The following is a 12247-nucleotide window of genomic DNA, read 5'->3' on the forward strand; positions in this document are numbered from 1 at the left end:
GACCCGTTGGGGATCCTCCTCGTCGTCGCGGCTGTGGTTTTCGCCGTCTTTTTCTGGCCCAGGGAGAGGCGGGACTTCTAATCCCGGTCAAACCCTCGGCGCGTTACGAGCCCCCCCCCCCCCTGGGGTCCCCCGGTCCCGCGCGTTCCAGCAGGCCTTGTGCCAGTGGCGTCTGTCGTCGACGCCCGTGTGCTCCGCCCAGGCCACCACGTGCGGCACCCCGTCCGGGATCAGCTGGTCGCAGCCGGGGCAGCGGTACGACTTGCCCTGCGCGCTCGCGCCGGCCACGTGCCGCACGTTCCAGCTCTCGCCCTGCCAGTTCTCCGGGGACTGCCAGCCGCCGTAGCGGCCGGGGCGGTCGTCCTCGGCGCTCCGGCCGGAAGAACCGGCGTCCTTGGGTCGGTTGCGACGCGGGGACACGGGACACCTCTCGGGGCTATACAGGAAGCACGGGCCGCGTCCAGCCTACGCGGCGCGCACGGGGGTTCTGGGCTCCCGACGGTTGACTGCGCACAGGCGTGTATGGGCGAGTGTCCGTGTTGTGGCGCGTGCGGACCCCTGGGCGGGAACGCAGGTTCTTCTGTCGAATGTGTGACCTTTTGCCCGTGGTGGTCGTTGAGACGTGCTGAGGGATGGGTGGGTCAGCGCTGGGCGGGGGTGAGGGGATTGAGTGGGCTGCGGAGGGTTGGGACGCCGTTCGTGGTGCCCGGCCCTTGCGGGGTTGCGGTCCGGGACCAGCTCAAGCACCTGACTGCCGAGGACGAGAAAGTGCTGCGTCTGGTCGGTGACCATCTGGGCAGGCTGGCTTGCCTGGACCTGAAGATGCGGTGCGCGGCAGGGCTGGAGCATGACACTGATCAGTGGGCCGAGCGTAAGCGGGCTCTGACACAGGCGTCCTCTTCGCGGTGGGCCGGGTCGATCACGAGGGCCACCCACGATCAGTGGGCGCTGGCCCGACGCAGCCAGCTGGCACACATCCAGAGCCTTCAGGCGGGGGTGCGCACGATCGCGCACCGGCTGTCCCTCCCAGTCGGTGAGGCGGGCAGCAAGCGGGCTCCGGGCGGCTACCGCAGCAAGCGGGAGTGGTTCGCCAAGACGCGCCGCCTGCACGTGCTCACCGACCGGCTCCAGGCGGCCCGGGCGGACTGGGAGGCCGGGCGCGTGCATGTGCTGCGCGGCGGGAAGCGGCTGTTGAACACCCGCCACCATCTGCACACCGCCCAGCTGAGCGAGGAACAGTGGCGCGCGCGGTGGCGGGCCGGGCGCCGGTTCCTCGCAGCCGACGGCGAATCGGGGAAGCGGTTCGGCAACGAAACGATCCGCGTCACCCCCGAAGGCCAGGTCTCGATCAAGCTCCCCGCCCCGTTGGCGTATCTGGCGAACGCCCCGCACGGCCGGTATGTGCTCGCCTCGACGGTGGCGTTCGCGCACCGGGGTGAGCAGTGGGCCGACCGGGTCACCGCCAACCGGGCGGTCGCCTACCGCATCCACGAAGACACCGCACGTCGGCGCTGGTACCTGACCGCCTCATGGACGGTCCCCCAGGTCCAGACCGTGCCCCTGGCCACAGCCCGCGCGGGCGGGCTGGTCGGGGTGGACACCAACGCCGACCACCTGGCCGCCTGGCGCCTGGACAACCACGGCAACCCCGTCGGCGAACCCCATCGCTTCGACTACGACTTGTCCGGCACCGCACAGCACCGCGACGCCCAGATCCGCCACGCCCTGATCCGCCTGCTGCGCTTCGCCGAACGCCACCACCTCGCGGGCGCGACGGTCCTCCCCCGGGCGCTCTCCCCCGGACTCCCGGCGGAACGACGCATTCTGCAGACAATCCGCAAAATACTCCGCCCGGCCGTGTCCTCGACACGTGTCGGACGGTTATGCGCTGTGGGGGAGCTCCTGTCGGAGCCAAGGAAGCAGGAAAGCAATGCGCGTTGGAAGTTTCGTGTTGGCGGCCCAGTTCCCCGGTCAGGGCGAGGGAGAGGCGCTGCACCGCGCGGTCCGCTCGGCCGAGGTGGCCGAGGAGGCCGGGCTCGACACGGTCTGGCTGGCCGAGCACCACTTCGTGCCGTACGGCACATGTCCGTCGGCCATCACCCTGGCCGCCTTGCTGCTGGGCCGCACCCGGCGCATCCGGGTCGGCACGGCGGTCAGCGTGCTGCCGACCGTGCACCCCGTGGCCCTCGGCGAACAGGCGGCGCTGCTGCACCACACGAGCGAGGGCCGTTTCACGCTCGGTGTCGGACGCGGCGGCCCCTGGGTCGACCTGGAGGTGTTCGGCGCAGGTCTGGAGGCGTACGAGCAGGGGTTCCCGGAGTCCCTGGAACTTCTGGTGCGGTGGCTGCGCGAGCCGTCCGTGGCGGCCGACGGGGAGCGCTTCCGCTTCCGTGAAGTCCCGGTGGTGCCGCGGCCGTCGGAGGCTCTGACGGAGGGCGCGGGACCCGAGCTCGTCATGGCCTGCACCTCACCGGCGAGCGTGCGCCTCGCCGCCGAGCGGGGGCTGTCGATGCTGCTCGGGATGCACGTGGGGGACGAGGAGAAGGCCGAGATGGTCGCACTGTGGCGGCAGCACGCGCGGGCCTGCGGCCGGTCGCCGGAGGAGATCCTGGGCGCCTCGCATGTGTCGGCCGGCGTCTGCCAGATCGCGGACCGGCGGGTCGACGCGTCGGAGACGCTGATGAAGGCGATGCCGGGCTGGCTGAAGCAGGGCCTGGAGGCGCATGTCACGGTCGACGGGCGTACGCGCCGGATGCGCGACCCGCTGGCCTACACCGAACTGCTCTGCGGGCTCCACCCGGTGGGCACCCCGCGGCTGTGCGCGGACCGGCTGGCGGCGACGAGCGAGCGGACGGGCATCTCCCGCTTCGCGTTGCTCGTCGAGGGCTCCGGGGACCTGGCGGCGACCGAGGAGAACGTGCGGCGGCTGGGCACCGAGGTGCTCCCCCAACTCGTCTGAGAGCGCGGGAAATCCCTGGGGGCTTGCCGCTCCGGTACAAAACCGCACCTCCCGCGTACGGAGCGGCAAGCAAGTGGCGCCGCGTCAGCAGTCCCGGAACTCGGGAGACTGGTTCAGCACCTGACTGCGGAGCGAGGTGAAACGGTCCAGCTTCTCGTCGACCGAGGAGTCGAGCGGGAACACGGCCACCCGGTGGCAGTTCTGGAAGGCCAGGCGCACACCGAAGTGCCGTTGCAGCGCGCCGCGTATCGCGTCACTCGCAAGCGCACGCAGCAGCTGACCGCGTGCCTGCTCGTCCGGCGGGGGCGTCTGGTTGTCGGCGAACGCGCCGCCGTCCACCTTCAGCTGGGCCACCAGGGAGCTGATCATCTCCCACGCATAGGGCAGGGAGGTCCGGACGCAGTCGACGAATTCCGCTTCGTCGACCTCGCCTCGCTCGGCCTGTTCGAGTAGGGCCGGTGAGACGTCGAGCGACATGAGTTCTCCTCTCGCACCCCCGCCCGGCGGGCAGGGGTTGCCGGACAGATAAGGGAGTTCGCGACGCCGGACACGCTGCGTACACGCACGGCGACCTCCCGTTCATACGGTAAGCAACGTACGGTGACGGCACCAGGAAAATGCGCAGATGAGACACTCCCGATGAGCACACCATGCACACAATCGGCCATTACCGAACACGTGTTTTCCAGGGCGAATCGCGTCGACAGGCGCCCGTCGAGTAGCGTTGCCGACCATGCGTCTCGTCATTGCCCGCTGTTCCGTGGACTACGCCGGGCGGCTCACCGCCCACCTTCCCTCGGCCCCGCGCCTGATCCTGGTGAAGGCGGACGGCAGCGTCTCGATCCACGCCGACGACCGGGCCTACAAGCCCCTGAACTGGATGTCGCCGCCCTGCACCCTGAAGGAGGGCACCGGCGAGGAGGAGGGCGTCTGGACCGTCGTCAACAAGGCGGGCGAGAAGCTCATCATCACGATGGAGGAAGTCCTCCACGACTCCTCGCACGAACTGGGCGTCGACCCCGGCCTGATCAAGGACGGCGTGGAAGCGCACCTCCAGGAACTGCTCGCCGACCGCATCGAGACACTCGGCGAGGGCTACACGCTGATCCGCCGCGAGTACCCGACGGCCATCGGGCCGGTCGACATCCTGTGCCGGGACGCCGACGGCAAGACCGTCGCGGTGGAGATCAAGCGGCGCGGTGAGATCGACGGCGTGGAACAGCTCACGCGTTATCTGGAGCTGCTCAACCGCGATCCCCATCTCGCCCCGGTGCGCGGTGTCTTCGCGGCCCAGGAGATCAAGCCCCAGGCCCGCGTCCTCGCGACCGACCGCGGGATCGGATGCCAGGTGCTCGACTACGACGCGCTGCGGGGCATCGAGGACGACAAGCTGCGGCTGTTCTGACAGCCCGTACGACGACGAACAGGGCCGGGTCCGTGGAACGGACCCGGCCCTGCTGTCGGTGCGGGTGTCAGATCACCGTGTCCGGGCTGATCGGCGTGCCCGTGGTGCTCTGCGGCGCGCTCGCCGTGGTGCTCGTGGGAGCACTGGGCGCCGGGCCGCTGGCCGAGTCGGAGGTGGACGGGCTGGTCGTGGGCGGCTCCGAGGTGGGCGGCGCGGAGGTGGGCGGTTGCGAGGTCGGCGGCTCGGACGTCGGCGGCTTCGACGTGGGCGGCTTGGACGTCGTGGGGGGCTTGGACGTCGTCGGCGGCTCGGACGTGGGCGGCTTCGAGGACGACGGCGGCTTCGACGGCGACGCGGAGTCACTCGGGTCCTGCGAACCGCTCGGGGAGGCCGTCGGCGTCGGGTCGTCCGACGTGCCGAGGGTGCCGTCCGGGCCCGGGTCCGTCGGGCGGGCGGGCACCTCGCCGGTGTCGCCGCCGCCGTCTTCGTTCTTCGGCCGGTCGGCGCCGAGGCTGTCGTCGTTGATTCCCTGGCTGGCGGACGGGTTGACGCCGACCTGGCCGGAGGGTGGGTTCTGGTCGTTGTCGGAGGTGGCGCCGAGCGTCACCACCGTGCCGAGGACGGCGACGAGCAGGGCACCGGATCCTGCGGCCACGAGGTTGCGCCGGGCCAGGCCCTTGAGGCCACCCCGGGCCGCCCGTGAGGGCGCGGGCGAGCTGCGGTGGGTGACCAGGGTCGCGGGGGGTGGCTGCTGGAGCTTCGGGAAGGGGGCCGGAACACCGCCGGGCGGGGACGCCGACTCCTCGTCACGGGCGTCGGGCACCTCCTCCCCCGCGGTCGGCCCGAGCCCGATCGGGGTGCCCGAGCGGTCGGCGACGAGGGCGAGGGCACGGCGACCGGCGACGGTACCGCGCTTGTCGGCGAGGGCGCCGCGCAGGCCGATGGAGGCCTCCAGTTCGGCGCGGGCCCGGTCGAGCTGCCCCCGGCACAGGGCGAGGACGCCGAGCTCGTGGTGGAAGTAGGCCTCTTCGGCGACGTCCGCGGCGAGCCGGGCGGCCTCGGCGCCGGAGCGCAGGGCCCGCTCCCAGGCGCTCCAGTGCAGTCCGGCGGCGAACGCGGGGGCGGCGGTGCGGGCCAGGTGCACGGCCGCGCTCTCCTCGCCCTCGGCGGGCGGGCGGGTGGCCGGCCCGAGGACGGCCAGGGCGGCGAGGACCGCGTCGGCCTCGGCGCACACGCGCTCCGGGGTGACCGAGGGGTGTCCGGCCCACCAGGAGTAGTGCTGAGCGGCGCTGCGGGCACCGGCCTCGGCCTCGTCGGCGTACCCGGCGGCCTCCAGTTGGGCCGGTACGCCGGCCGCGAGGCGGTAGCGGGAGCCGACCGGGGAGACCAGACCGCAGGCGGCCAGTTCACCGAGTGCGGCGTCCGCGTGGGTGTCGCCGACCAGGGCCGGCAGATGCGCCTGGTGCGGAACCTCGCCGCCGAGGGCGACGGCGAACCGCAGGGTCGCCCGGGCGGAGGCGCTCAGCCGGGAGGCGAGCAGCGGCGCGGGCGCGGCGGCCTCGCCGAGCGCGGGCAGCGGCACGTCGTCGCCGAGGTCGTAGGTCTCGGCGCCGTCGGCCGGGAGCGCGTCCTCGAAGACACCGAACTCGTCGACGGCACTGGTGCCGGCGCGCAGCCGGTCGCGCTGCCGCAGCAGGGCGCCGGCCTGGACGAAGCGCAGCGGCAGGCCCTCGGACTCGAACCAGAGGTCTCCGGCCCAGTTGGACTCGTCCTCGGTGAGGGTGCGGCCGACGGCGTGTTCCAGCAGGTCGAGCCCGGCCGCGCGTTCCAGTCCGCCGAGGACGACCTCCTCGACGGCGGCGTCGGCGGAGGGGGCCGGCACGTCCGGGGTGGCGCCGAGCAGGAAGGCGCACTCGGGGGTCGCCTCCAGCAGCTCGTCCAGCGCGGCGCCGCCGAACTCCAGGTCGTCGAGGACGACGACCGCGCCGATCTCACGGACGTGGGTGAGCAGTTCGTCCCGGTCCGGGCGGTGCAGGGGGGCGCTGTACACGGCGTGGAACAGGCCGTACAGCAGGTCGTCCGAGGTACGTCCGAAGCCGTTGAGGCGGACGACGCCGTCGGGGGCGAGGTCGGAGCAGTCCTCCGCGACGAGGTCGAGGAGGCGGGTGCGGCCGGAGCCGGCCGGGCCGGTGAGGCGGGTGGAGCGGCCACGGGCGAGCAGGCGCACCAGGCGCTCGCGTTCGTCCTGGCGGGCCAGCAGCGGCAGGGCGGGCTGCGGGGGGCCGGGCGGGACGGGCGGACGGGCCGCGCGATCGGCCTCGGCGCGTTCGGCCGCGGTGAGCTTCACGGGCCGGGCGGGCCGTTCGGTGGGCGGGCAGACCTCTATCTCGCTGCCGTCGACGGGGTTGACCGTCAGCAGGAAATCGCCGGCGACGAGCTGCACCGTGCGGGCGAGCGCCGGCGCGTGCTGGGCGAAGTCGGGTGTGAGGGATTCCCTGGGAGGGCGCTGGCGCGGCGCAGGGCCGTCGCCTTCGTGGCCGTACTCCTCGGGTCCCCGGTTGTCAGGATCCATAGGTCAAGCCCCCCAAAAGCGTGTGTGTGCTTGGAAAAGCCCCTCCCGGCCTTGCTGCACACCGCGCTGTCGCTTCTGGTCCGGTCCCGCTCGAAGGGTGTCATGGCAGCGGGCAGCCGAACCCTAAACCTTCGCACAGTATCTACGACAGTCCGGGGTACCGCTCCGTCCGTAACGTCACGGTCTCGTGAGGATTGTGCGCGTCGCACGACGGGGCGACGTGCGTCCGGGTCTCCCCGGTCGCCCGGCTCACACCCGTACGAGCCGTCACACGCGGGGAAGCGTCTCCACTCCGATGCCTCCCTCGATCGCCAGGATCCGGTGCAGGCGGGTGGCCACCAGCAGGCGCTGCATCTGCGGCGGTACGTCACGCAGCACCAGGCGCCGGCCGCAGCGGCCGGCCCGTCGGTGGGCTCCCATGATCACGCCCAGTCCGGTGGCGTCCCAGGAGTCCAGTTCGGACAGGTCCAGCACGAGGTCCCCGACTCCGTCGTCGACGGCCGAGTGCAGGACCGTACGGGCGTCCGCCGCGCTCCGGACGTCGAGGCGGCCCCCGACGACCAGCTCGGCGTGGTCGCCCCTGATGTACATATGCGCTCCCCGTGCGTGCGAATCGTGCTCCGCGTTCTGGATGTGGGTGATGCAACCTCTGACTGTGTGGAGGAGTCAGAGGTTGCTTCCTGTAAGCGAACCGATACCGAATTCACCCTTGGGTGTGATGGGCCCCGGGCATGTGCGGTTTCAGTGCTTGTAGAAGCCCTGCCCGCTCTTGCGTCCGATGTCACCGGCGTCAACCATCCGGCGCATCGACTCGGGGGCAGCGAACTTCTCGTCCTGGGACTCGGTGTAGATGTTGTTCGTGGCGTGCAGCAGGATGTCGACGCCGGTCAGGTCCGCCGTCGCCAGCGGTCCCATGGCGTGACCGAAGCCCAGCTTGCAGGCCAGGTCGATGTCCTCGGCGCTCGCCACGCCCGACTCCTGCAGCTTCGCGGCCTCGACGACCAGGGCGCAGATGAGACGGGTCGTCACGAAGCCGGCGACGTCGCGGTTGACGACGATGCAGGTCTTGCCGACCGACTCGGCGAACTCCCTGGCGGCGGCGAGGGTTTCGTCGCTGGTCTTGTAGCCGCGCACCAGTTCGCACAGCTGCATCATCGGCACCGGCGAGAAGAAGTGCGTGCCGACGACCCGTTCCGGGCGTTCCGTCGCCGCCGCGATCTTGGTGATCGGGATGGCGGAGGTGTTGGAGGCGAGGACCGCCTCGTCCTTCACGATCTTGTCGAGCGCACGGAAGATCTCGTGCTTGATCTCGAGCTTCTCGAACACGGCCTCGACGACCACGTCCGCGTCCGCCACCGCGTCCAGGTCGGTGGTCGCGGTGATGCGGGCCAGGGCGGCGTCGGCGTCGTGCGCTTCCAGCTTGCCCTTGGCGACGAACTTGTCGTACGACGCCTTGATGCCGTCGGTGCCCCGCGTCAGAGCCTCGTCGGTGACGTCCCGCAGGACCACCTCCCAGCCCGCCTGTGCGGAGACCTGGGCGATGCCGGATCCCATGAGGCCGGCTCCGATGACGGCGAGCTTCCGTGCCACTGTGCGACTCCCCTGACGCGCTGCTTATGTCTGCCTCTCGGGCGGACACTAGCGCTCGTGAGGGGCTGTGTGACCAGTAAGTAATGCGCGTCACGTCTCACATGACGGACATCACACCGGCAGGGGTCACGGGGCGCCTCGCACGGCGTAGTTGAGCACCTTCTCGCCCAACAGCTCCTCGATGTCGTCGAGGAGGACGAGGATCTCCCGTGACACTTCGTCCGGGTTGCGCCCCTTGACCATCTCGCGGCCGATCGCGACGAAAACGGTGCCGTGGACCCAGCAGATCTGACCGGCGATCAGCCCGGGCAGCGGGTCGCCGTCAGCGGCTCCGGTCTCCTCGCGCAGGGTCGCCTCCAGGTTGTCCTGGAGCTCCTGCTGCATGCTCCACAACCGGGAGCGCAGCGGTGGCGCCTCTTCGATGCAGCGCATGAAGCGGTCGTACCCCTCGATCAGGCCGATACGGGGCGAGACGGCCTCGAGCTCGGCGCGCAGCTCGCGCAGCACCGCCCGGGCGGCCGACTCCCCCTCGTCCCGGCCTCGCACCCAGCGGGAGAGCCGGTCGACGACATCCTGGGAGCGGTCGAAGAAGAGGTCCTCCTTGGCCGGGAAGTAGTTGTAGACGGTGTTCACGGAGACGTCGGCCGCCTCCGCCACGTCCGCGATCGTCACCGTCATGAATCCGTGCTCCAGGAACAGCCCGGTGGCGATGTCCGAGATGCGCTGCCTGGTCTCGCGCTTCTTCCGCTCCCTGAGCCCCTCAGCCATGTCTGAATCCTAACTTCCCTGGGGTCATAGAAAACTTGGGGTCATTGCAAACTTTAAGAGACTCTGTTTTTCTGGAGGCATGACCATCATCAGTACGGCCGGTCTGGCCCGTACCTTCCTGACCAAGAGCGGCCCCGTGGAGGCCGTGCGCTCCATCGATCTGACCGTCCGCGAGGGCGAGATCCTCGGCTTCCTCGGACCGAACGGAGCCGGCAAGACGACGACCCTGCGGATGCTGACGACCCTGCTGCAGCCGACCGGCGGGACCGCCTCGGTCGCGGGCCACGACCTGGCGACCGACGCGGCCGGGGTGCGGCGGGTCTGCGGCTACGTGGCACAGTCCGGCGGGGTCGATCCGCAGATCAGCGTGCGTGAGGAGCTGGTCACCCAGGGGCGCCTGTACCGGCTGACGAGGGGGCAGGCGGTCGAGCGCGCCGAGGAGCTGGCGCGCGAGCTGGACCTCACGGAGCTGCTCGACCGCAAGTGCGGCGCGCTCTCCGGCGGGCAGCGGCGGCGGCTCGACATCGCGATGGCGCTCACCCACCGCCCGAAGGTGCTGTTCCTCGACGAGCCGACGACCGGACTAGACCCCGCAAGCCGCGCCGACCTGTGGGACCTGGTACGCCGGCTGCGCGACGAGCACGGCACGACGGTGTTCCTGACCACGCACTACCTCGACGAGGCCGACGCCCTCTCCGACCGGCTGGTCGTCGTCGACCACGGCGTGGTCGTCGCCGAGGGCACCCCGAGCGCACTGAAGCTGCGGTACGGCGGATCGCTCGACGCCTCGCTGCAGGACACGTTCCTGGCCATCACCGGCCGCAGCGCCGCGCCGGCCGACGCCGCCCCCGTAGCCGTATAGGAGTCCCGGAATGCTGCTGCACGACACCGCCCTCGTCTACGGGCGCTATCTCCGCCAGTCCCTGCGCTCGCGCTTCGCGCTGCTCTTCGGCGTGCTCATGCCGCTGCTGTACCTGCTGTTCTTCGGGCCGCTGCTCACGGACCTGCCGCTCGGCGCGGCAGGCAGCTCCTGGCAGGTGCTCGTCCCCGGCCTGCTGCTCCAACTCGGTCTGTTCGGCGCGTCGTTCGCAGGCTTCTCGATCATCATCGAGAAGGGTCACGGAGTGGTCGAGCGTATGCGCGTCACCCCGGTCAGCCGGCTGGCCCTGCTGCTCGGCCGGGTGCTGCGGGACGCCACGGTGTTCGTCTTCCAGGCCGTGCTGCTGGTGCTGGCGGCAGTGGTGATGGGGCTGCGGGCGCCGCTGGCCGGCGTTCTGATCGGCTTCGCCTTCGTCGCCCTGCTCACGCTCTCGCTGGCCGCGCTGTCGTACGCGCTGGCGATGAGGATGGACACCCCGCAGAGCTTCGGCCCGGCGATCAACGCGCTGACCATGCCGTCCATGCTGCTGTCCGGCCTGATGCTCCCGATGACGCTGGGCCCGGCCTGGCTGGACGCCCTGTCACACCTCATGCCGTTCCGCTACCTGGTGGACGCGGTGCGGGACGCCTACGTCGGCAGCTACACGACACCCCACATGCTCTACGGCGCGCTGGTGGCCGTCGCCCTCACGGCGCTGTCCGTGACAGTGGGCACACGCGTGTTCCGAACGGCCTGAGCGTAACTACGCTGGCCACATGGTCAATCTGACGCGCATCTACACCAGGACCGGCGACCAGGGCACCACCGCCCTCGGCGACATGAGCAGGGTCGCCAAGACCGACCTGCGGATCTCCGCGTACGCCGACGCAAACGAGGCCAACGCGGCGATCGGCACGGCCATCGCGCTGGGCGGCCTGGACGAGGAGATCGTCACGGTCCTCACCCGCGTCCAGAACGACCTGTTCGACGTGGGGGCGGACCTGTCGACGCCGGTGGTGGAGAACCCGGAGTTCCCGCCCCTGCGGGTCGAGCAGTTCTACATCGACAAGCTGGAGGCGGACTGCGACCTCTTCAACGAACGACTGGAGAAGCTCCGCTCGTTCATCCTCCCCGGCGGCACCCCCGGCGCCGCCCTGCTCCACCAGGCCTGCACGGTGGTCCGCCGGGCGGAGCGCTCGACCTGGGCGGCTCTGGAGGTGCACGGCGAGGTGATGAACCCGCTGACGGCGACCTACCTCAACCGCCTCTCCGACCTCCTGTTCATCCTCGCGAGGACGGCGAACAAGGAGGTCGGAGACGTGCTGTGGGTTCCGGGCGGGGAACGCTGAGGCGCCCCTGAAAGGGGCGCGGGGAACTGTGCGAGGGGCCACGACGCTCGGGAAGCCGGGATGCCGGCCTCAGCGACGTACCCGCTGTTCCTCGAGCCTCGCCTCGGACTCCCCCGCGGGGGCACGCCGCGGCCAGATCAGATAGCTCAGCGCGACCAGTCCGTGGATCCCGGCCGCACGCCAGGCCACATAGCGCCAGCTCTCCAGGGAGGTCACACGGCTCGGGTCGTCCACGTACCAGATCGCGAGCTGGAGGAGCACGGTCGCGACGGCGGCGCCCACCAGCGTGCCCAGCCAGACCCGGCCCTCGTACCGCGCCCGGGCCATGCCGTAGCGCGGCGGGCCGATCGGCTTCGGGGCGCCGCCCAGCCGGTGGGCGGCGTGCCCGTCGAGCCACTTCACCGTGCGGTGGCCGTGCCCCACGGTGTAGCCGATGTACAGCGCGGCCAGGCCGTGCGTCCAGTTCGGCTCGGCGCCGTTCTTCAGGTCCAGCGCGGTGGCCACCAGCAGGACGACTTCCAGCAGCGGCTCGCACAGCAGCAGCGCCAGCCCCGTACGCGGCATGCGCAGCAGGTAGCGGACGGACAGGCCGGCCGCCAGCAGCACCCAGAAGCCGATCTCGCAGGCGGCGATCAAGGCGACGATCACGGTTCGCTCCTCTCGGTCACCTCTCCAGGCTCCCGGGCGGGGCGGCGGGAATCGTCGTCGCGACTGACGAACCCCGGGTACATCGAAAGATGCAGCC

General features: G+C 71.0%; 12 protein-coding genes and 1 pseudogene. 6 read left to right on the top strand and 7 right to left on the bottom strand.

The genetic code is table 11. The features are described from left to right. Positions 1–87 precede the first annotated feature (87 nt). Positions 88–420 carry an ATP/GTP-binding protein gene (locus ACZ7EG_RS05350; RefSeq protein WP_471072654.1) on the bottom strand — a complete coding sequence of 111 codons (333 nt, stop codon included), beginning with the start codon at positions 418–420 and terminating at the stop codon, positions 88–90. 246 nt (positions 421–666) lie between these two features. On the opposite strand from ACZ7EG_RS05350, the pseudogene ACZ7EG_RS05355 reads away from it, so the two are divergent. Then, positions 667–1750, top strand: a pseudogene (locus ACZ7EG_RS05355) (IS200/IS605 family accessory protein TnpB-related protein); the annotation flags it as partial. A gap of 180 nt (positions 1751–1930) precedes the next feature. Next, positions 1931–2959, top strand: coding sequence for an LLM class flavin-dependent oxidoreductase (locus ACZ7EG_RS05360; RefSeq protein WP_471072657.1), 1029 nt, complete (start codon positions 1931–1933; stop codon positions 2957–2959). Between the two features lie 84 nt (positions 2960–3043). On the opposite strand, the gene ACZ7EG_RS05365 is transcribed toward ACZ7EG_RS05360, so the two are convergent. Continuing rightward, complete coding sequence (locus tag ACZ7EG_RS05365; protein WP_471072660.1) at positions 3044–3436, bottom strand: SCO5389 family protein; 393 nt, start codon at positions 3434–3436, stop codon at positions 3044–3046. 256 nt (positions 3437–3692) lie between these two features. On the opposite strand from ACZ7EG_RS05365, the gene nucS reads away from it, so the two are divergent. Beyond that, positions 3693–4364 carry an endonuclease NucS gene (nucS, locus tag ACZ7EG_RS05370; RefSeq protein WP_033312972.1) on the top strand — a complete coding sequence of 224 codons (672 nt, stop codon included), beginning with the start codon at positions 3693–3695 and terminating at the stop codon, positions 4362–4364. Positions 4365–4431: 67 nt separating this feature from the next. On the opposite strand, the gene ACZ7EG_RS05375 is transcribed toward nucS, so the two are convergent. From ACZ7EG_RS05375 to ACZ7EG_RS05390, 4 genes are all read right to left on the bottom strand, one after another. Continuing rightward, complete coding sequence (locus ACZ7EG_RS05375; RefSeq protein ID WP_471072664.1) at positions 4432–6936, bottom strand: ATP-binding protein; 2505 nt, start codon at positions 6934–6936, stop codon at positions 4432–4434. A gap of 267 nt (positions 6937–7203) precedes the next feature. Continuing rightward, complete coding sequence (locus tag ACZ7EG_RS05380; protein WP_344458811.1) at positions 7204–7527, bottom strand: STAS domain-containing protein; 324 nt, start codon at positions 7525–7527, stop codon at positions 7204–7206. A 150-nt stretch (positions 7528–7677) separates the two neighbouring features. Beyond that, positions 7678–8526 carry a 3-hydroxyacyl-CoA dehydrogenase family protein gene (locus ACZ7EG_RS05385; RefSeq protein ID WP_471072667.1) on the bottom strand — a complete coding sequence of 283 codons (849 nt, stop codon included), beginning with the start codon at positions 8524–8526 and terminating at the stop codon, positions 7678–7680. A 126-nt stretch (positions 8527–8652) separates the two neighbouring features. After that, the gene (locus tag ACZ7EG_RS05390) at positions 8653–9294 is read right to left on the bottom strand and encodes a TetR/AcrR family transcriptional regulator (protein WP_471072670.1); all 642 of its coding nucleotides are present in this window, start codon (positions 9292–9294) and stop codon (positions 8653–8655) included. Positions 9295–9373: 79 nt separating this feature from the next. Between ACZ7EG_RS05390 and ACZ7EG_RS05395 the strand changes: the two genes are divergently transcribed. Genes ACZ7EG_RS05395 through ACZ7EG_RS05405 form a run of 3 tightly spaced genes read left to right on the top strand, consistent with a single transcriptional unit; the run spans position 9374 to position 11502 of the window. Further along, the gene (locus tag ACZ7EG_RS05395) at positions 9374–10156 is read left to right on the top strand and encodes an ABC transporter ATP-binding protein (RefSeq protein ID WP_471072673.1); all 783 of its coding nucleotides are present in this window, start codon (positions 9374–9376) and stop codon (positions 10154–10156) included. A 10-nt stretch (positions 10157–10166) separates the two neighbouring features. After that, positions 10167–10910: an ABC transporter permease gene (locus ACZ7EG_RS05400; RefSeq protein WP_471072676.1), complete on the top strand. Its 744-nt coding sequence runs from the start codon at positions 10167–10169 to the stop codon at positions 10908–10910. A 19-nt stretch (positions 10911–10929) separates the two neighbouring features. Then, positions 10930–11502, top strand: coding sequence for a cob(I)yrinic acid a,c-diamide adenosyltransferase (locus tag ACZ7EG_RS05405; RefSeq protein ID WP_471072679.1), 573 nt, complete (start codon positions 10930–10932; stop codon positions 11500–11502). A gap of 69 nt (positions 11503–11571) precedes the next feature. Here the strand turns inward: ACZ7EG_RS05405 and ACZ7EG_RS05410 are convergent, their stop codons facing one another. Further along, positions 11572–12150 (bottom strand): hypothetical protein, encoded by a 579-nt coding sequence (locus ACZ7EG_RS05410; protein ID WP_471072682.1) that lies wholly within the window; start codon positions 12148–12150, stop codon positions 11572–11574. Between the last annotated feature and the right edge of the window lie 97 nt (positions 12151–12247).

The sequence above is a fragment of the Streptomyces sp. NPDC037100 genome (assembly GCF_055606225.1).